This is a genomic window from Streptomyces sp. NBC_00193 (assembly GCF_026342735.1).
GTDB classification, from domain to species: Bacteria; Actinomycetota; Actinomycetes; order Streptomycetales; family Streptomycetaceae; genus Streptomyces; species Streptomyces stoeckheimensis.
Genome location: NZ_JAPEMM010000002.1, coordinates 757149 through 775526, shown reverse-complemented (window position 1 = coordinate 775526; position 18378 = coordinate 757149). Strand labels below are relative to the sequence as shown.

Here is an 18378-nt window from a genome sequence, read left to right as displayed (position 1 = left end):
ACGGGCCGTCCGGGGCACACGTGCCCTCCGAAGCACACGTGCCTTCCGGGGCGCCGGCCGGGCGGCCGGTGGAGTACCGGCTGCGCCAGGCCCTCGACGCCCGCGCGGCCGGGATCACCGTGCGCGACCTGCGCCCTGCGCAGCCGCCGGTGCCGGGCGGGCTGCGCCTGCCGTGGGCCTGGCCGCGCGGTTTCACGCTGCCCCTGGCGGGGCTGGCGGCCGCCGCAGCGGTGGTGGTCGGGTACGCCGTACTGGCGCCGGACGCCCCGGTCCGCCCGGGCCCGGTGCCCGTGCCGCCCGCCGCGCCGCCGTCGGCCTCGCCGACCGGCTCTGATCCGGGGCCGGTTCAGGACGGTCCGTCCCCGTCCGTCGTCCCGTCCGCGTCGCCGTCGCCGTCGCCGCTTTCGCCTTCGGCCGGGCCCACGACCTCGTACGTGCCCACCGTGAGCCCGTCGCGGGCTCCGCAGTCCGGTACGGGTGCGCCACAGCCGAGTTCCACGCCCTCGCGTCCGCCGTCCTCGGCGACCGCCGCAGCGCAGCCCTCGGCCTCGCCGTCGTCCCCGCCGCCCACCGCTTCGCCGGGCCGCCGCTGAGGGTGCGGGGCGGCCCGCGGGCCCGAACCATGCGCCGGTGGTGATCCGTTGGCCGCATCCTTGGATCCTGCCGAAGCATGCGAACGGGGAGCGCGAGATGTGGTCAGTGGTGTCGTCGGGCGGGGTCCCGGCGGGGGAGCGGTTCGACTGGTACGCCGACATCATCTCGCGCGAGGTGATGCCGGCCGCCCTCAGCAGCGAACGGCCGGCCGACTTCCAGGGCGAGGCCGCCGTGGTGGACCTGGGGCCCCTGCGCGCCTCCAAGTTCACGCTGTCGCCCCTGCGTTCGCGGCGCACGCCCGCGCTGATCCGGCGCGGGGATCCGGAGCAGTACCAACTGGCCCTGCTGCGCACGGGCGTCACGTCGATGTCCCAGCACCGCAACGCGTGCACGGTCGGGGCCGGGGACCTCATGCTGTGGGACACCTCGCTCCCCTCCGACAACACGATGCACGCGGACGGCGGCCGGGTGCGGGCGACGATCCTGATGCTCCCCCGGGACGTCCTGCCGCTGCGTCCCGAACGGCTGGAACGGCTGCTGGCCCGGCGCATACCGGGCGACCGCGGAATCGCGGCGATCCTGGCCTCCTTCATGGCCGCCCTGGAGGACCACGCCGCCGAATGCGAGCCCGGGGAACTGGCCCGGCTGGGCACGGTCGCCGTCGACCTCGCCACGGCCTGCCTGGCCCAGCACCTGGACGCCGAGGACCGGATCCCCTCCGAAGCCCGGGCGGAGGTCCTCCTGCGGCGGATCCACGCCTTCATCGAGCACAACCTCGGCGACCCGGAGCTCGGACCGCCCGCGATCGCGGCCCGCCACAACATCTCGGTGCGCGGTCTCCACCAGCTCTTCCGGGGACAGGGGGAGACCGTCCAGGCCCGGATCCGCCGACGCCGCCTGGAACAGTGCCGCACCGAGCTGGGCCGTCCCGAACTCGCCGCCCACCGCGTGCAGTCCATCGCCGCCCGATGGGGCTTCGGCGGACCCGTGGTCTTCAGCCGGGCGTTCCGCGAGGCGTACGGGCTCACGCCCACGGAGTACCGTGCGCTGAGCGCCGGGGGTCCGCACCAGGGCAGCGTCTAGGCTCGTTCCATGAACGACATCGCACACGGCATACGGATCCGGCCGGGCGGCCCGGAGGACGTACCGGCCGTTCTGGACATGCTCGACGCGGCCGTGGCCTGGATGAACGCCCGCGGGAACACCGAGCAGTGGGGCACGATCCCCTACTCGCAGACCCCCGGCGGGGTGGAGCGGGTCCAGGGGTACGCGACCGAGAACTCCCCGTACCTCGCGGAGCTGGACGGGGTCCCCGTCGGAGCCCTGGTACTGGACACCGGGCCGAGCCCGAAGATGCCGATGATCCCGCCCGCCGGGGAACCCGAGCGGTACGTCCGGCTGCTGGTCTCCGACCGGCGGTACGCCGGCCTGGGCGTCGGCGCCGCCCTGCTGGCCCGGGCCGTGGAGGAGACCAGGCGGGCCGGCGTGGAGCTGCTGAGGGTCGACTGCTGGGCGGGCGGTACGGGCGAACTGGTCGCGTACTACGAGCGCAACGGCTTCACCCGCACCGACCCGTTCCTCTCCGGCAGCTGGCCGGGCCAGGTACTGGCACAGCGGGTCTAGGGCGTGTCCTTCGGGTCAGGCCCGGCCAAGTGCGGGGAGGGGAAGCCGACTTCGGTGCTGCCGCTCTCGACGCTCTGCTCGGACGGGTGAACAGGACAGTGCGTTAAGATCACGCATGGCGCAATGGAAGTCAGCGCCTGTGCAGCACCGCGCGGAGGATCAGGGCCTGCCCTGCCTCGCCGCCGATTCGGCCGCGCGTGCGAGCACTGCTCCGCCGGTTGCGCCCGCTCTGAGGATGTCCAGAGCGCATTCTTCCGATAGCGCGCCACTGGTCGGCATCGATCCGCACTGCCCGTACGAGCCTCGCCGATCCGTCGTCGACCGGCGCAGGCTCCTTGCCGGAGACCATGTGAAAATCCTCCCCGAGATTTCTCGTACGCTGAGCGAATACCTCCTCATCCCGGGCCTGACCACGGAAGACTGCACGCCGGACAACGTGGACCTCGGCGCGCCGCTGGTGCGCCACCGCGTCGGCGAGGAGCCGAGCATCCGGATCGCCACTCCCATGGTGAGCGCCATCATGCAGGCGGTGTCGTCACCGACGCTGGCGGTGGCGCTGGCGCAGGCCGGCGGGTTGTCGTTCATCCACCAGAACCAGCTGATCGAGGACCAGGCCGCCGACGTGCTGGCGGTGAAGCGGCACGAGGCCGGCGTCCGGACCGGCGCGACGCATCACCGCGCGACGGTGGACGGCGAGAAGCGTCTGCGCGTGGGTGCCGGCATCAACTCCCGTGACTTCAAGGACCGCATTCCCGCCCTGACGGAGGCCGGCGCGGACGTGCTGTGCCTGGACTCCTCCGACGGCTATTCCGTGCACCAGGCGAGGACCCTCGAATTCGCGCGGGAGGCGTACGGGGACGATGTTCTCGTCGGCGCGGGGAACGTCGTCGACGGCAGGGCCTTCCGCTACCTCGCCGATGCGGGCGCGGCGTTCGTGAAGGTCGGGATCGGCGGCGGGGCCATCTGCACCACCCGGGCGCAGAAGGGCATCGGCCGCGGGCAGGCCTCCGCGCTGATCGATGTGGTCCAGGCGCGCGACGCCTACGCCCAGGAGACCGGTGTGTACGTGCCGTTGTGCTGCGACGGCGGGCTGCTCAACGACTCGCACATGGCGATGGCGCTGGCGATGGGGTCGGACTTCATCATGCTCGGCCGCTACTTCGCCCGGCTCGACGAGAGCCCGTCGCGGAAGCTGCAGATCGGCGACCAGTGGTACAAGGAGTACTGGGGCGAGGGCTCGCGGCGCGCGCAGAACGCGGCCCGTTACGGCCAGCGCGGCCGCATGGTCTTCGAAGAGGGCGTCGACGGCTACGTGCCCTACGCCGGCAGCCTGTACGACAACGTGGAGCGGACCCGGGCGAAGCTCACCTCGACGATGATCAGCTGCGGGTCGACCAGCCTGCGGGACTTCCACCGCGATGCCCTGCTGGTGCCGGTCTCCGCGGAGTCGTTCAAGCAGACGGGTGCCGAGGTGCAGCTGCGCCACCCCGCCATCGACGCGGCGGAGTGATCCGACCGGCCCCGGGCGCCGCGGCCCGGGGCCGCCTGTCGTCGGAGCGGCGCGGGGCGGTCACGCATGACGAGATTCGCTCTCGCAGCTGCGCCTAGACGGCCGGGACCCCCGCCGGGGTGTTCTTCACCGCGGCCACCAGCAGGGCGAGCTCCGGAGTGCGCGCCGCCTCGTCCAGGGCCTCGCGCAGGGCGGTGTCGTTGGTGGGGCGGGCCTCGGCCAGGAGCGCCAGGCCGGCCGGGCTGACGTCGGTGTAGATGCCCCGGCGGTCCGTGTCGCACAGGTAGCGGCTCAGCAGTCCGCGGTCCTCCAGCCGGCTGACCAGCCGGGTCGTCGCGCTCTGGCTGAGCACCACCGCGTCCGCGACCTGGTGCATGCGCAGGTGGCCGCCCGGGCCGCTGTGCTGGCGGCTGAGGACGTCGAGCAGCGAGTACTCGCGCACGCTCAGGTCGTGTCCCGCCTGGAGTGCGCGCTCGATGTGCGTCTCGATGCGCCCGTGCAGGAGGGAGAGGGCGCACCAGCCCTGGGAGAGGGCGGTGAGTGCGCTGTCCGTGGCCGTCATGGGCGGTCCTCCTCGAAGGCCGGGTGGCGTGTGGCTGACTCCAGGATAGGGCACGTCTGCAATTGCCCGCGCTTGCAAATATCCCGCGTCTGCAATTAATGTGGACGCAGGCAACCCGCTGCGGCAATCGCCGCGCCCGCCGCCTCCGTCTCCCCTCCCCCTGAAGCTCCCGCAGCTCCTGAAGGGCACCCCTCATGCCTCTCGCACTCCTCGCACTCGCCATCGGCGCCTTCGGGATCGGCACCACCGAATTCGTGATCATGGGCCTGCTCCCCGAGGTCGCCGGCACGTACGGCGTCTCGATCCCCACCGCGGGCTTCCTGGTCACCGGCTACGCCCTCGGCGTGGTCCTCGGCGCCCCGCTGATGACCGTCCTCGGCACCCGCATCCCGCGCAAGCGCATGCTGATGCTGCTCATGGGCCTGTTCATCGTCGGCAACGTGGTCTCCGCGCTCGCCCCCGCCTTCGGCGTCATGCTCGCCGGACGGGTGGTGGCCTCCCTCGCCCACGGCGCCTTCTTCGGCATCGGCGCGGTCGTCGCCGCCGAGCTCGTCGCCCCCGAGAAGAAGGCCGGAGCCATCGCCATGATGTTCACCGGCCTCACCGTCGCCAACGTCGTCGGCGTCCCGCTCGGGACCCTGGTCGGCCAGCACCTCGGGTGGCGCGTCACCTTCCTGATCGTCGCCTCGCTCGGCCTCCTCGGACTGCTCGGCATCGCACGGCTCGTCCCCGACCTGCCCCGCCCCGAGGGGGTGCGGATCCGCCACGAACTGGCCGCGTTCCGCAACGTCCAGGTGCTCCTGGCCATGGGCATGACCGTCCTCGGCTTCGGCGGGGTCTTCGCCGCCATCACCTACATCACCCCGATGATGACCAACGTCGCCGGCTTCGCCGACACCTCCGTCACCTGGCTGCTCGTCCTCCTCGGCCTCGGCATGGTCGCGGGCAACCTCGTCGGCGGCCGCTTCGCCGACCGCGCACTGATGCCGATGCTGTACACCTCCCTGGGCGCGCTCGCCGTCGTCCTGGCCCTGTTCACCCTGACCGCCCACGACCGGGTGGGCGCCGCCGTCACGATCTTCCTCATCGGGGCCCTCGGCTTCGCCACCGTGCCGCCGCTGCAGAAGCGGGTCCTCGACCAGGCCTCCGGCGCCCCCACCCTGGCCTCCGCCGTCAACATCGGCGCCTTCAACCTCGGCAACGCCCTCGCCGCCTGGCTCGGCGGACTCGTCATCGCCGCCGGACTCGGCTGGACCGCCCCGAACTGGGTCGGCGCGGCCCTGGCCGCCTCCGCCCTCGCCCTCGCCCTGCTGTCCGGAGCGCTGGAACGGCGCACGGGGACCCGCGCGGGCGGCGAAGGCGGCAGCCGGGTCATCGCGGCAGGCGCCCCGGCAGCCGCCGCCGTCCCGGCCCACCACTGATCCACCACCTCTCGTACCCACCCGCATCCCCCCACACCGCAGGAGACCCGCATGTCCACCCCCACCCCCACCCCGACCCGTACCGCCGTCGCCCCGCTGACCACCGCGGACGCCGAGGCGCTCGTCGCCGCCGCCACGGCCGCCGCCGGAGCCGCCGGGGTCGCGGTCAGCGTCACCGTGCTCGACGCGAGCGGCCACCCGCTCGCCTTCCGGCGCGACGACCGGGCCGTCCTGATCTCGGGCGAGACCAGCACCCGCAAGGCCTTCACGGCGCTGCAGCTCGACGCCCCGACCGCCGATCTCGTCGACGCCGTCCAGCCCGGCGCCCCCTTCCACACGCTGCCCACCGCCCTGGACCGGCCGCTGCTGTTCATCGCGGGCGGGCTGCCGGTCCACCGCGACGGCCGGCTCGTCGGAGCCATCGGCGTCGGCGGCGGAGCCCCGGCCCAGGACCACGGATTCGCCGAGTCCGCGCTCGGCGTCCTGGCCTGACCCCCTGCCTCCCGGCCCGCCCCGGGCCCCCGGTCGCGCACCGCCGTCCCCCGTGCCACGTTGGTACGGGGGAGAGGTGCATGATGCGGCAGACGAAGCAGTACGGGCGGAGCCACGTCATCGCGACGGCAACCGTCGCCGCGCTGGTCACCCTTGTCGCCGTCCCCGGCTGTGCGTCCGGGGCGCCCGGCCCGGGGGACGCCCGGGCCCCGGCCGCGGCGAGCACCCCGCCGAGCACCCCGCCGAGCGCGGCGGCACCCGCCGCGACCCCGGCCGCCCCCTCCACCCCACAAGACCCGGAGCCCTCGCCGACGTCCGCCCTTCCGCTGTCCAAGGCCCCGCGCACGATCCCCGCCGTACGGGAACACGTGCCGGCCCGCGGCCTCGGCTGGCGGCCCGTCCCCGAGGCGCGGGTCGTCGTACCGCCGGCCGACAGTGCGGCCCTGGCGGACGAGGGCAAGCTGCTCGCCGGGGAACTGCGCATCGGATTCGCCGAATCGGCCACCCCGCGCAAGGGGGACGTGGAACTCGCCCTCGGGCCCAAAGGCTCCGGAACCCCCGAGTCGTACACCCTCACCGTGAGCAACGGGCAGGTCCGCATCACCGGACCCGACCAGGCCGGGGTGTTCTACGGCACCCGCACCCTCAAACAGGAGGTGAGCGGCGGCGGTTCGGCCCCGGAGGGCACCGTGCGCGACGCCCCGGCCAAGCCGCAGCGCGGGCTCAACCTCGACATAGCCCGCAAGCACTTCACCCCGGACTGGATCGAGGACCGGCTGCGCGAGATGGCCGACCTGAAGCTGAACCAGCTCGGCCTGCACTTCTCCGACGACCAGGGCTTCCGGATCGAGTCCGACACCCATCCCGAGATCGTCTCCACCCCCCACCTCACCAAGGCGCAGGTGCGCGGGATCACGGCGCTCGCCGCCCGTCTGCACATCGCGGTCGTCCCCGAGATCGACTCGCCCGGCCACCTCGGTGCGGTGCTGCGCGCGTACCCCGGGCTGCAGCTGCGCGACGTCCAGGGCCGGACGGTCAAGGGCGCGGTCGACATCTCGAACCCGGCGGCGGCGAAACTCGTCGACGAACTCCTGCGCGAGTACCTGCCGTTGTTCCCCGGCGCGATCTGGAACGTGGGCGCCGACGAGTACCAGGCCCTGGTCTACCGCGATCCGCAGACCTCCTTCCCGCAGCTCACCGCCGCCGCCCGGCAGCGGTACGGGCCCACCGCGCGGGTCCAGGACCTGGCGACGGGCTGGCTGAACGACCGTTCGGCCGTGGTCCGTTCGGCGGGCAGGGCGCCGGCGGCCTGGAACGACGGCTTCTTCACCGGCGGGCTCGCCCAGCCGGCCCGGGACATCCAGGTCGAGTACTGGACGGGCAAGGAGATCGGGGCCCGGCCGCCGCTGGAGTACCTGCGCGAGGGCCGCAAGGTCGTCAACCTCAACGACGAGTACCTCTACTACGTGCTGGGGGAGCCGAACCAGTTCACGTACCCCGACGGCCGGCGCATCTACGAGCAGTGGACCCCGCTCGTCCTGCGCGGCACCACGGCCGTGCCCGCGCGGTACGCCGGGCAGATCCTGGGCGCACGCTTCGCCGTCTGGTGCGATCTCGCCGGGTCCCAGACCCAGGCCCAGGTCGCGGCCGGCATCCGGCTCCCCCTCGCCGCCCTGTCCCAGAAGGTCTGGGACTCCCGCACCCCGGCCCTGGACTGGCCGGCCTTCAAGGCCCTGGCCGACCGGCTGTAGCGCGGCTGCGTCTCGGCGTCTCGGCGTACCGGCGTACCGGCGTATCCGCGCATCCGCGTCTCGGCCGTCGAAACACACTGGCCGGGCCCCCTCCGCTTTGCTTGGATGCGGGCATGGACGACAGCGCGCTCCCCTCGCCGGAGGGGCATGAGATTTCCACCGGCTACGAGATGTCCACCGACCCCGGCCGCCTGGACCGGGAGCTGATCCACCGATGGCTGTCCGAGGACGCCTACTGGGCACTCGGCCGGAGCCGGTTGAAGCAGGACGCCGCCATCGAGGGGTCCCTCAACTTCGGGGTCTACGACTCCGTGTCCGGCCTCCAGGTGGCCTACGCCCGCGTCGTCACCGACCGCGCCACCTTCGCCTGGCTCTGCGACGTGTACGTGGACCGGGGCGTACGGGGCAAGGGGCTCGGCACCGCCCTGGCGGGGGCGGTACGGGACCACCTCGCCCCGTACGGGCTGCGCAGGATCCTGCTGGCGACCGCGGACGCCCACGAGGTGTACGCGAAGGCCGGCTTCGAGCCGCTCGCGGCACCGGAGAAGTGGATGGCCCTCGGCGCGCAGTAGGGCGCCGAGGGGCCCCGGCGCGCGCCTACCAGATGGAGTTGACCCACTCCGGGTGGTCGATGAACGGGTTGCGGTTGTGCTGGTAGGTGTCGTAGATGACCTGGTTGCGGCGCTGCTCGAAGGCGTCCGGCGGGTCCTGCAGGTTCCACTGCTTCAGGAGGCTGATCCGGCCGAAGAGGGGCGCGCTGCCGTTGTTGACCTTGTCGTTCATCTCCAGGTCGGCGAAACCGTCACCGCCGTCGTAGCGCACGGCCATGTAGAGCAGCATGCGCGCGACATCGCCCTTGACCGCGTTCCGCGGCTCGAAGGAGTCGGCGTCGGTCAGGCTGCCGGGGGCCTCGGAGACCGGGCCGCCGCCCAGGTCGAAGTCCTTGTTCCCGCGGGTGCTGTTGACGGTGACGTCCTCGGGCCTGAGGTGGTGCAGGTCGGTCCCGGGGCCGGTGGCGGTGCCGAAGTCGCCGTGGCTCTTGGCCCAGACGTGCTCGCGGTTCCAGTCGTTGACGCCGCCGCCGTTGGTGGACTTCGACTGCGAGCGGCCCGAGTAGACCAGGATGACGTTGTTGGAGTTCGCGGGGTCCTGGTCGGTGACCTTCAGGGCGTTCCAGACCCCGTCGTACGTCACCTTGGACTGGTTCTTGATGATGTTGTGCAGCGCCGTCTTCAGCGCGGCGCCGGTCTTGCCCTCGGCGGTGGCGTAGTAGGTGTCGACGGCGGAGGCCGAGACCGGGGCCGCCGCGGGGGCTGCGGCCGTGTTCCGCTGGCCGGCCGAGGCGGAGGCCGGGACCAGTATCAGGGACGCGGCCGCGAGGCCGGCTGCCCAAGGAGTAAGGCGCGAGATTCTCATCACGTGGGGGGTACCTCTCCACACGCACCGCTCCCGCCCGGGGAATTGGCGGGGTATCAGGTGGCAGAGCGAGATTCACATTGTCATGTGCCCTACAGGTAAAAAGCACGTGTCGGGAGGCAGGATTTTCTACGCGCGTCATGCGGGTGATTGGCGGAAGAATCCCTATGCAGGACGGGGCGGTGCGGGCACGGTGGCGGAGGCCACACCGTGAACAGCCCTACCAGGAGCAGCCCATGGCACCGAAGATCCTCATCGTGACCGGCGACGCGGCGGAATCCCTCGAAGTCCTCTACCCCTACCAGCGTTTGATCGAGGAGGGGTACGAGGTCCACATCGCGGCCCCGGCGGTGAAGAAGCTGCGGTTCGTCGTACACGACTTCGAGGACGGCTTCGACACCTACACCGAGAAGCCCGGCTACACCTGGCCCGCCGACATCGCCTTCGCCGACGTGGACCCGGGGGAGTACGCGGCGCTCGTCGTGCCCGGCGGACGCGCCCCGGAGTACCTGCGCAACGACCCCGAGGTGCGGCGGATCCTGTCGGCCTTCGCCGGCGACGACAAGCCGATCGCGCAGATCTGCCACGGCCCCCTGATCGCCGCCGCGGCCGGTGCGCTCGACGGCCGCCGGGTCACGGCCTACCCGGCGCTGGAGCTGGACGTGAAGGCGGCCGGCGCCACCTTCGAGGACTCCGAGGCCGTGGTCGACGGCACGCTGGTGTCGGCCCGCGCCTGGCCCGACCACTCCGCCTGGATGCGCGAGTTCCTGACCGTCCTGCGCGGCAAGGCCCCGGTCTCGGGAGCCTGAGCTCCGCCGTCCCCTTGTGAAGGATCTAGGCCGTGACTGCCGGGGACTGCCGGGGAGCGCAATCGATGTGGTGGGGTGTGGGCGTCAACCCACCTATTGCGCACGGCAGTTGAGAGGGGTCAGTCATGGCGGGACGATGGGGACGGCGCGGGTTCATCGGTGCGGCCGCGGCGCTGGGAGGCGCCGCGCTCGTCGGAGCCGGGGCGCCGCTCGCCCGGGCCCAGGAGGCGGCCAGGCCGTGGCCCGACACGGTGGCGATCCCGGCGGGCTTCCAGCCCGAAGGGATCGCCGTCTCCGCGCGCGGCACGGCCTACACGGGCTCGCTGCTCGACGGCTCGGTCTACCGCTTCGACCTCACCACCGGCGCCGGGCGGATCATCACCCGGGGCGAGGGGCCGATGTCGGTGGGCCTCAAGCTCGACCCGTACGGCCGGCTGCTGGTCGCGGGCGGCGCCAGCGGGCAGATCCGGGTGATCGACGCCGGGGACGGGCGGGTTCTGGCCACCCACCAGGCCGCGACGGGCGCCGCCTTCGTCAACGACGCCGTCGTCGGTTGCGGGGGCGCCTGGTTCACCGACTCCTTCGCGGACGTCCTGTACTTCCTGCCCGTCGGCCGGGACCTCACCGGCCCCGGCGCGGCCCCCCGCGCCCTGCAGCTCGGCGGCGAGTGGGACCCGGTCCCGCCCGGCGGCGACCACTGGGGCGCCAACGGGATCGCGCGGACCCCCGACGGCCAGGCCCTGCTCGTGGTGCACGACACCGCAGAGGCGCTGTTCCGCGTGGACCCGCGTACCGGCGCCGCCACCCGGACCGTGCTCGACGGCGGCTCGGCGCGCAACGGCGACGGGCTCGTGGTGCACGGGCGCACGCTGTACGTCGTACGCAACTGGGCCTATGCGGTGGACGTGTTCACCCTGAGCGGGGACGGCCGCCGGGCCCGCTTCGTCAAGCAGATCACCGACCCGCGCTTCGACGAGCCGACGACGGCGGCGGTGTACGGCGGCCGGCTCTACGTGGTCAACGCCCGTTTCGACGCCGACTGGTCGGACCCGGCCACCGCCTCGACGGTCGTCAGCTGCCCGCTGTGATGGCGGGTGCCGCCTCGTACTTGTAGTCCGGGCCGAAGTTCTTCTTCACGGCCGCTTCCCAGGTGCCGTCCTCGACCATCTTGCGGAGCGCATTGTTGATCTTGACCTGGAGCTCGGTGTTGCCCTTCTTCATGCCGATCCCGTAGTTCTCGCTGCTCAGCCTCAGCCCGATCAGCCGGAACTTGCCCTCGTTGCCCTTGCGGGCGGTGTAGCCGGCCAGGATCGAGTTGTCCGTGGTCATGGCGTCCACCAGGCCGTCCTTGAGGGCGACGACGCATTCGGAGTAGCCGCCGAGCTCCAGGAGGCTCGCCTTGGGAGCCAGGTTCTTCCTGACGTTCTCCGCCGAGGTCGATCCGGTCACCGAGCACAGCCGCTTGGCGGGGTTGTTGAGGTCCTCGGCCTTGGTGATCGTGGGGTCGTCGGCGCGGACCATCAGGTCCTGGTGCGCGAGGAAGTACGGGCCGGCGAAGTCGACCTTCAGCTTGCGCTTGTCGTTGATCGAGTAGCTGGCCGCCACGATCTCGACCTCGTTGTACTCGATCAGGAGCTCGCGGTCGTTGCTGAGGACCTCCTTGAAGACGATCCGGTCCTTCGAGTAGCCGAGCTCCTTCGCGACGTACGTCGCCACGTCCACGTCGAAACCGGTGAAGCTCCCGTCGGGCTCCCGCATCCCGACGCCCGGCTGGTCGAACTTGATGCCGACGGCGAGGGTTCCCTGGTCATCGTCACCGCCACACGCCGATGCGGTCAGGGAGAGACCGATCACTGCGGCGATGACGCCTGCCTTGGGAACCTTCATGCTGCACTCTTTCCTGGGGTACGCGGATACGCGGGGTCGCGGGCGGGCGGTGCCGCGCGGGAGCGCGCGGAGCGCACCGGGACCGGCCCGTGGCGCGGGGGAACCGCACGGGCTGGTGGACGCGTATATGAGGAAGCTAGGAAGGTGTCGGGCACAGTGTCACGGCATCTGAGCAAATCTTGAGGGTAACGATCCGGAACGGCGGCAGATCCTGCGGCGAATCCGGTTCTGAACGGGAGAGGAGCCGGTCGAGTGGCCAAGGGCGGGGTACGGGTCGAGGGGAACGCACTGCTGCTGGGCGAGGGGGCGCAGGTCCGGTTCATGCGGACGCTGCGGCTGCCGGAGACCGGTACGCACAATCTGCCCCCGGGGCTGGGGGAGTTCCCGCTGCGGCGGGTGGAGGACTATCCGGACACGGTTCCGGCGGACTGGCTCGCCAAGGGCGGGGTGATGCTCCCCGTGTACCTGCGCGAGGCGATGTGGCTCAGCTTCGGCGGGACCCGGGAGCCCACCGCGCTCCAGGTCGGCGTCGGCAAGGTGTGCGCCGTCTCCGGCGAGCGGTGGACGGGCGCGCTCGGGCGCAGGCCGCAGAACTATCTCGTGCTGCCGCGCCAGCCGTGGCTGGACGGGATCAATTCGGGCACGGGTACGGTCCGCCAGTTCGTCGCCGTCCCGCTGGGGCTCGGCGCCACGGTGGAGGGCCAGGTCACCGGCGAGGAGACCGCGGGCGGCGTGCAGCTCCAGGCCTTCCCGCTCGGGGCGAAGGCACTGGAGCGGTGGCGGGAGGAGGAGCGGGCGCGCACGGCCGGGGCCGGCCGGGTCGGCGGCGCTCCCTACGGGATCGTGCCGCCGGGCGGTCAGCCGGGCGGCTACGGGGGCGGCGGCTACGGAGCGGCCCCGGGGATGCCGATGCCGGCGCCGATGCCGGCGCCGATGGCGGCTCCGGCGCCGGGCGGGCTTCCCGGAGCGCCCGCGGCTCCGGCTCCGGCCTCGGCCGGGGGCCCGCTGCGCCGCTCGAGGGGCGGGCCGGCCCCGCAGGCGGCCCCGGCGATGGGACTCGGCGTCGGCGGCTCCATGCGGCAGGAGGTGTACCGCGACGACCGCAAGGCGAAGGACTGGGCGTCCGAGCCGGCCGCGCGGGTCTTCGTCCACCTGGTGACCCCGCCCGCATGGCGCCGGATCACCGGGGAGGAGCCGCCGCCCTCGCCGGTGGACCGGGCCGCGTACACCAAGGCCGGGCTGCCGTGGTTCGACTACTACGACGAGGATGCCGCCGACCTCGCCGCCTCCGACACCCTCGGCCGGGTGCAGCCGGTCGGCGAATGGCTCGGCACCGACGAGGCTCCGTGGACGGAACCCGCTCCCGGCCAGGTCGCACCCCTGGGGAACGCTCCCCGGCCGGGCAAGCCGGTCCAGGACGGCGACTGGTAACCCCCGTGCCGTCTCCGTCCGGTCCCCGGACTGGCCGGGAACGTACGGTCGTTCGAGCCCCGGGGCGGGACCCGTGACAGCATGGGAGGGCAACACACGGTGTTCGGAGGGGGAGTTCGGTGAGCGGAGTACGCAAGGGCCTGGCCAAGGTGGAGATCGCGCTGCGGTGGGATCCCAGCCCGGCGGGAGCGCCCGTCCACGACCTCGACCTGATCGCCGCGGTCTACCCGGCCGCGGACCCGTACGGGGACCCCGTCCACCTGGTCCACTTCGGCAGCCGGTCGCCCGATGGCACCATCACGCTGAACCGGGACAGCAGGACCGGACTGGGGCTGGGTTTCGACGAGGTCATGACCATCGAACTCACCCGGATCGCCGATGAGCTGACCCGGGTCGTGGTGGGCGTGGTGATCCAGCGGCCGGGCGGCGGCCCGGCGGTGACCTTCGCCGAGGTCGCGGGCAAGGGGGTGCGCATCCGGGAGGGCTACGAAGACCTCGCCGTGGACGACCTCACCGGCTTCGGCGCCGCGAGCGGGGTCACGGTCGCCGAGTTCACCCGCGACGCCGCGGGGGTCTGGTCGATCGACCCGACCCTACGGGGCTTCGACGCCGACCCGGAGGAGTTCGCCCGGGCGATGGGCGCTGCCCGGAGCTGAGCGGGCTCCACACGGAGAGCCGCCCGGAAGGGCGGCACCGAAGCCGGCGGCAAAGCCGGCGGGAAAGCCACACGGACCGGTCGGCGGTCACTCCGCGAGGGAGTGCCCGCCGTCCGGTCCGGGGGCTGCGCTGCCACCGTCCCCACGAGGCAGCGCGAGCGGGTCACCGTCCGGTCATCAAGGACGGCGGCCCGCTGGTTCAGGGGGCCTGGTTCAGGTCCCGGTTCAGGCGCCCGGTTCAGGGGCCCGGTCCGCCTCCGGCGGGGCCGCGCCCAGCACCGGCAGCAGGCAGGCGTCGACGAACCGCACGAGGTACTCGGCGTCGGCGAAGCGGCCCTCCAGCACGGGCCGGATGCGCAGCACGCCCATCAGCTGCGCCGGCAGGAACTCCACGGCAGGGTGTCCGGGGGCGAGCTCGCCCCGGGCCACGGCCCGCGCCACGATCGAGTCGAACGCCGCCAGCTCCGGCTCCACCAGAGCCTCGCGCAGGGCCGCCTTCAGCTCCTCGTCGCTCAGCACCGCGTGCCCGAGGGCCTGCATCAGCCGGGTGTCGTTCCCCGAGGTGCAGGCGGCGATCCGGGCCGCCTCGCGCAGGTCGCCCGGCAGGGTTCCGGTGTCCACCGCGGCGAGGGTCCCGCGCCGGTCCGCGCGCAGGGCGGCGGCGACGAGCTGCGGTTTGGTCTTCCACTGCCGGTAGAGCGTGGACTTTCCGCAGGTGGCCCGGGCGGCGATCTTCTCCATGGTCAGCGCCTCGTAGCCGTCCTCGCGCAGCTGCTCCAGGACGGCGTCGTAGAGCTGCTGCTCGCGCTCCGGCGTGATCTTGGAGCGGCGCGCGGGGGCCGGGGCGGCTTCCGGCGTCGGCGACGTCATGGGGCGGCTCTCCTCGATGCTGCGTTCCGGCCGGTGTGGCCGGGTGGGCCCTCGTCATGATGGCCGATTTTTTTCGGTCGCGGGGCAGTGGGCTCTAGTGAAAGTCTACGGGAACGCGAGCGTATCGGTACACACTCGTATCGATACGAGAATGTATCGATACACTGGTGTGTCGATTGTGAGCCAGAGCTGTGTACAGGAAGCGAGACCGGGGGATGACCTCCCACACCACACCCGTCGGGGCCGGCGCGGGGCCGGGCGCCCGCCGCCGCCTCATACGCGAGCTCCTGCTCGTCGTGGGCCTCTTCGCGGTCTACAAGTGCGGCCGTACGCTCGCCACCGGCCGCACGGAGGAAGCCTTCCGCAACGCCACCCGGATCTGGGACGCCGAGCGCACCCTGCACCTGCCCGGCGAAGGCCTGGTCCAGCGCCTGCTCCTGCACAGCGACGCCCTCGTGCACACCGCGAACACCTACTACGCGGCCGTGCACTTCCCCGCCACGGTGCTCTTCCTCGTCTGGCTCTACGTACGCCGCCCCGCGCACTACCTCTGGACCCGCCGGGTCCTGGCCGTCCTGACCGGCGCGGCCCTCGTCATCCACCTGGCCTTCCCGCTCGCACCCCCGCGGATGCTGGGCGAGGCCCACCTGATCGACACCGGCCAGGTCTACGGCCCGACCGTCTACGGAGCCGCGCCCGCCGCCGACACCATGGCCAACCAGTTCGCCGCGATGCCCTCGCTGCACTTCGGATGGGCGCTGATGCTGGCCCTCGGCATGATCGCCGCCACCTCCTCGCGGTGGCGCGCCCTGTGGCTGCTGCACCCGCTGGTGACCCTGCTCGTGGTCGTCGGCACGGCCAACCACTACTGGCTCGACGCCGTCGTCGCCACGCTGCTCCTCGGAGCCGCCCTGCTGCTGGTCCCGCGCCCGGTCGGCCGGTCGCTCGTCGCCCGGCGGAGCGTGCCGGTCCCGCGTTCCGCGGCGCTGCCCGTGCCGACGGCTGCCGGTCCGGGCGCCCCGAGGCCCGCAGAGCCGATGGAGCCCGTAGGAGCGGTCCGGTGAACGCCACGGTCCTCGCCGTCCTGCTCTGCCTCGCCGCGGCCGTCACCTACGCGGCCGCCGCCGTCGCCCAGGAACGCCTCGCCCGCCGCGCGGTCGCCCGCAGCACCGCGGCACTGCTCGGCAACGGCGCCTGGTGGTGGTCGGCCGGCCTGAACGCCGCCGCCGCGCTCCTGCACGCCGCCGCCCTGCGGTACGGGCCGCTCACCCTGGTCCAGCCGCTCGGCGCGCTCACCCTCGTCGCCGCCGTACCGCTGGGCGCCCGCGGCGCCGGAAGGCGGGTCGTGGCCAGCGAATGGCGCGGCACCCTGGCCACCGTCGTCGGCCTCGGCCTGCTCCTGCTGCCCGCCTCCGGCCCGTCCCCCGACGAGACCCTGACCCTGGCCGAAGCGCTCGCCGTATCCGGAGCCACGGCCGCGGTGATCATGCTGCTGACCGCACGGAGCGACACCCGCTCGGGGCTGCGCCACGCGACGGCGTCCGGGCTGGCCTCCGCGGCAGCCTCCGCCCTGACCCAGACCGTCGCCGTGGCGGGCGGCCGGGGCGGGTCCCTGCTCAGCGTCCGCGTCGTCTCGGTGGCGCTGCTCGTGGTGGTCTTCGCGGTCGGCGGGATGCTCCTGTCCCAGCGGGCCTACCGGGGCGGCCTCGGCGCCCCGCTCGCGGTGGTCAACCTGACCAACCCGCTGGCCGCGGCCGCGATCGGCATGATCCTGCTCGGCGAACGCATCCACGGCGGCGCCTTCGGGGTCCTGTTGGCCGTGGCCGGGGCGCTCGCGGCGGCCCGGGGCGTGCTGTTGCTCACCCGGGCCCCGCGGCAGACGGCGACCGCCGCGCCCCAGTCCGGGTCCAAGCCCGCGCCTCAGACCGCGTCCAAGCCCGTGCCTCCTTCCGCTCCTCCCTCCGCGCCTCCTTCCGCGCCTCCTTCCGCGCCTCAGCCGGCGCCGATGGCCGGTGTGGCAGCATGATCCGCATGGTTGCCGACTACGGTTCGTTCCTCTCGCTCCGCTCCAAGGGATCGATCCTCTCCATCGGTTCGGTGGGATCGATCCTGTCCATCGGATCGGTCGGCAGCGTGCTGTCGGTCGGCTCGATCGGCTCGGCCCTGTCGGCCGCCTCGGTGGGATCCGTACTGAGCGCGGGCTCGTTCGCCTCCGCCCAGTCGACGTGGTCGGTGCTGTCCTGGCGCTCCCGCGGCGGTTTCCTGGCGGCGGGAGCGGCCGTGCTCGGCCTGGCGGCGGTGGCCGTCCTGCGGCCCGCCCCCGAGGTCCGCCGGCCCGGCTGAGAACCGTTTCACCTGTTCACGCGTCTCTCCTCGTGAGACCTGAACGGACGTCGCGCGCAGGACCTGAATGGACGACGCGCGCACATCGAAGCGGAGTGAACGGGCATGGGCATCATCGGCTGGATCATCCTCGGACTGCTGGCGGGCGGGATCGCCAAGGTCCTGCTGCCCGGCCGTGATCCGGGCGGCCTGATCGGGACCACCCTCATCGGCATCGCAGGCGCCTTCACCGGAGGCTGGCTCTCGGCCAAGTTCCTGGACCGGCCGATCCAGAACGACTTCTTCGACCTCGCGACCTGGGGCTCCGCCATCGCGGGCTCCTTCGTTCTCCTCGTCGCCTGCCGCCTCCTCTTCGGCAACTCCCGCAACTGACCGGCGGGCCGGGTCAGTGCTCCATGTAGGCCACCGTGCCGGTACGGCGGGCCGCGTCGATCTCCCGTAGGCGGGCGAAGTTCACGGGGGTCATGAGCGCCTGCCACTCCCGCACCGAGTGGACCCGTACCTCGCTGTGCTCCTCGGGGTCGAGGACGATCGCGGCGATCTGTTCGTCGGTGAGGGTGCCGCCGTCGAAGAGGAAGCCGATGTGGTTCGCGGGCCAGGCCTCGCCCCGGTGGGCGATGAACTGCGTGCCCAACAGCTTCCGCTCGCCCTCGAAGGCGATGCCCGTCTCCTCCAGGCACTCCCGGAGCGCGCACTCCCAGGGCGTCTCGCCGTGGTCCATGTTCCCGCCGGGCCACTGCCAGGTCTCCGTGGCGTACGTCGCACGCAGCTGCACCGGGCGGCCGCCGGTGTCGGTGAAGTAGAGGCAGGCGTAACCGGTCGCCCGGGGGATGGTCTTGAGGTACTCGGCGGGCGGGAGCCACACGGACACCGTTCCACCTCCGTCCGGGCCTCGGCCCCTCGGGGTCATCGGGCAGGGACACTACCCACGGTGTGCGGCGCCCACGCGCGGGGCCCGGGCCGGGGCCGGGCCGGGGGCCGTGACGTCCACGTCCCGGTACGGGTGCACCGGC

General features: G+C 72.8%; 21 protein-coding genes. 16 read left to right on the top strand and 5 right to left on the bottom strand.

The features are described from left to right. Positions 1 to 20 precede the first annotated feature (20 nt). The 4 genes from OG898_RS31610 (at position 21) to OG898_RS31595 (ending at position 3727) form a co-directional block, all read left to right on the top strand. Positions 21 to 593, top strand: a complete 573-nt coding sequence (locus OG898_RS31610) for a hypothetical protein (protein WP_266961585.1) — start codon at positions 21 to 23, stop codon at positions 591 to 593. A gap of 97 nt (positions 594 to 690) precedes the next feature. After that, positions 691 to 1677, top strand: coding sequence for a helix-turn-helix domain-containing protein (locus tag OG898_RS31605; RefSeq protein ID WP_266961584.1), 987 nt, complete (start codon positions 691 to 693; stop codon positions 1675 to 1677). A gap of 9 nt (positions 1678 to 1686) precedes the next feature. After that, positions 1687 to 2217, top strand: coding sequence for a GNAT family N-acetyltransferase (locus OG898_RS31600; RefSeq protein ID WP_266961583.1), 531 nt, complete (start codon positions 1687 to 1689; stop codon positions 2215 to 2217). 349 nt (positions 2218 to 2566) lie between these two features. Further along, complete coding sequence (locus OG898_RS31595) at positions 2567 to 3727, top strand: IMP dehydrogenase (RefSeq protein ID WP_250738189.1); 1161 nt, start codon at positions 2567 to 2569, stop codon at positions 3725 to 3727. 94 nt (positions 3728 to 3821) lie between these two features. On the opposite strand, the gene OG898_RS31590 is transcribed toward OG898_RS31595, so the two are convergent. Further along, the gene (locus OG898_RS31590; protein WP_250738184.1) at positions 3822 to 4289 is read right to left on the bottom strand and encodes a MarR family winged helix-turn-helix transcriptional regulator; all 468 of its coding nucleotides are present in this window, start codon (positions 4287 to 4289) and stop codon (positions 3822 to 3824) included. 194 nt (positions 4290 to 4483) lie between these two features. On the opposite strand from OG898_RS31590, the gene OG898_RS31585 reads away from it, so the two are divergent. The 4 genes from OG898_RS31585 (at position 4484) to OG898_RS31570 (ending at position 8525) form a co-directional block, all read left to right on the top strand. Then, positions 4484 to 5710: an MFS transporter gene (locus OG898_RS31585; RefSeq protein ID WP_250738182.1), complete on the top strand. Its 1227-nt coding sequence runs from the start codon at positions 4484 to 4486 to the stop codon at positions 5708 to 5710. A gap of 51 nt (positions 5711 to 5761) precedes the next feature. Further along, positions 5762 to 6202 carry a heme-binding protein gene (locus OG898_RS31580; RefSeq protein ID WP_266961582.1) on the top strand — a complete coding sequence of 147 codons (441 nt, stop codon included), beginning with the start codon at positions 5762 to 5764 and terminating at the stop codon, positions 6200 to 6202. Positions 6203 to 6285: 83 nt separating this feature from the next. Beyond that, positions 6286 to 7953 (top strand): glycoside hydrolase family 20 protein, encoded by a 1668-nt coding sequence (locus OG898_RS31575; RefSeq protein ID WP_266962665.1) that lies wholly within the window; start codon positions 6286 to 6288, stop codon positions 7951 to 7953. A 113-nt stretch (positions 7954 to 8066) separates the two neighbouring features. Further along, on the top strand, positions 8067 to 8525 hold the full coding sequence (locus tag OG898_RS31570; RefSeq protein WP_266961581.1) for a GNAT family N-acetyltransferase: 459 nt from the start codon (positions 8067 to 8069) through the stop codon (positions 8523 to 8525). Between the two features lie 25 nt (positions 8526 to 8550). Here OG898_RS31570 and OG898_RS31565 read toward each other — a convergent pair whose 3' ends face one another. Next, entirely contained in the window at positions 8551 to 9369 is an 819-nt protein-coding gene (locus OG898_RS31565; RefSeq protein ID WP_266961580.1) for an endonuclease I family protein, read from the bottom strand. A gap of 236 nt (positions 9370 to 9605) precedes the next feature. Here OG898_RS31565 and OG898_RS31560 point away from each other — a divergent pair, with 236 nt between their 5' ends. After that, positions 9606 to 10178 carry a DJ-1/PfpI family protein gene (locus tag OG898_RS31560; protein ID WP_250738172.1) on the top strand — a complete coding sequence of 191 codons (573 nt, stop codon included), beginning with the start codon at positions 9606 to 9608 and terminating at the stop codon, positions 10176 to 10178. 125 nt (positions 10179 to 10303) lie between these two features. Next, positions 10304 to 11266, top strand: coding sequence for a superoxide dismutase (locus tag OG898_RS31555; RefSeq protein WP_250738168.1), 963 nt, complete (start codon positions 10304 to 10306; stop codon positions 11264 to 11266). On the opposite strand, the gene OG898_RS31550 is transcribed toward OG898_RS31555, so the two are convergent. Further along, on the bottom strand, positions 11250 to 12065 hold the full coding sequence (locus OG898_RS31550) for a glutamate ABC transporter substrate-binding protein (RefSeq protein WP_250738166.1): 816 nt from the start codon (positions 12063 to 12065) through the stop codon (positions 11250 to 11252). The two genes, OG898_RS31555 and OG898_RS31550, sit on opposite strands and share 17 nt — an antisense overlap. 252 nt (positions 12066 to 12317) lie before the next feature. On the opposite strand from OG898_RS31550, the gene OG898_RS31545 reads away from it, so the two are divergent. Both OG898_RS31545 and OG898_RS31540 read left to right on the top strand, forming a co-directional pair. Further along, a complete protein-coding gene (locus tag OG898_RS31545) occupies positions 12318 to 13496 on the top strand; it encodes a hypothetical protein (RefSeq protein ID WP_266961578.1) in 1179 nt (392 codons plus the stop codon). Positions 13497 to 13615: 119 nt separating this feature from the next. Then, entirely contained in the window at positions 13616 to 14152 is a 537-nt protein-coding gene (locus OG898_RS31540) for a TerD family protein (protein ID WP_266961576.1), read from the top strand. 225 nt (positions 14153 to 14377) lie between these two features. On the opposite strand, the gene OG898_RS31535 is transcribed toward OG898_RS31540, so the two are convergent. Continuing rightward, positions 14378 to 15022, bottom strand: coding sequence for a TetR/AcrR family transcriptional regulator (locus OG898_RS31535; protein ID WP_250738160.1), 645 nt, complete (start codon positions 15020 to 15022; stop codon positions 14378 to 14380). Between the two features lie 215 nt (positions 15023 to 15237). Between OG898_RS31535 and OG898_RS31530 the strand changes: the two genes are divergently transcribed. The 4 genes from OG898_RS31530 (at position 15238) to OG898_RS31515 (ending at position 17737) form a co-directional block, all read left to right on the top strand. Next, a complete protein-coding gene (locus tag OG898_RS31530) occupies positions 15238 to 16086 on the top strand; it encodes a phosphatase PAP2 family protein (protein WP_266961574.1) in 849 nt (282 codons plus the stop codon). Then, a complete protein-coding gene (locus tag OG898_RS31525; RefSeq protein ID WP_266961572.1) occupies positions 16083 to 17048 on the top strand; it encodes a hypothetical protein in 966 nt (321 codons plus the stop codon). Before OG898_RS31530 ends, OG898_RS31525 begins: the two co-directional genes overlap by 4 nt. Next, positions 17045 to 17365, top strand: a complete 321-nt coding sequence (locus OG898_RS31520; RefSeq protein ID WP_266961570.1) for a hypothetical protein — start codon at positions 17045 to 17047, stop codon at positions 17363 to 17365. The genes OG898_RS31525 and OG898_RS31520 overlap by 4 nt, the downstream gene beginning before the upstream one ends. A gap of 105 nt (positions 17366 to 17470) precedes the next feature. Beyond that, positions 17471 to 17737 (top strand): GlsB/YeaQ/YmgE family stress response membrane protein, encoded by a 267-nt coding sequence (locus OG898_RS31515; RefSeq protein WP_266961569.1) that lies wholly within the window; start codon positions 17471 to 17473, stop codon positions 17735 to 17737. A gap of 13 nt (positions 17738 to 17750) precedes the next feature. Here OG898_RS31515 and OG898_RS31510 read toward each other — a convergent pair whose 3' ends face one another. Continuing rightward, positions 17751 to 18236: an NUDIX domain-containing protein gene (locus tag OG898_RS31510; RefSeq protein ID WP_250738154.1), complete on the bottom strand. Its 486-nt coding sequence runs from the start codon at positions 18234 to 18236 to the stop codon at positions 17751 to 17753. Between the last annotated feature and the right edge of the window lie 142 nt (positions 18237 to 18378).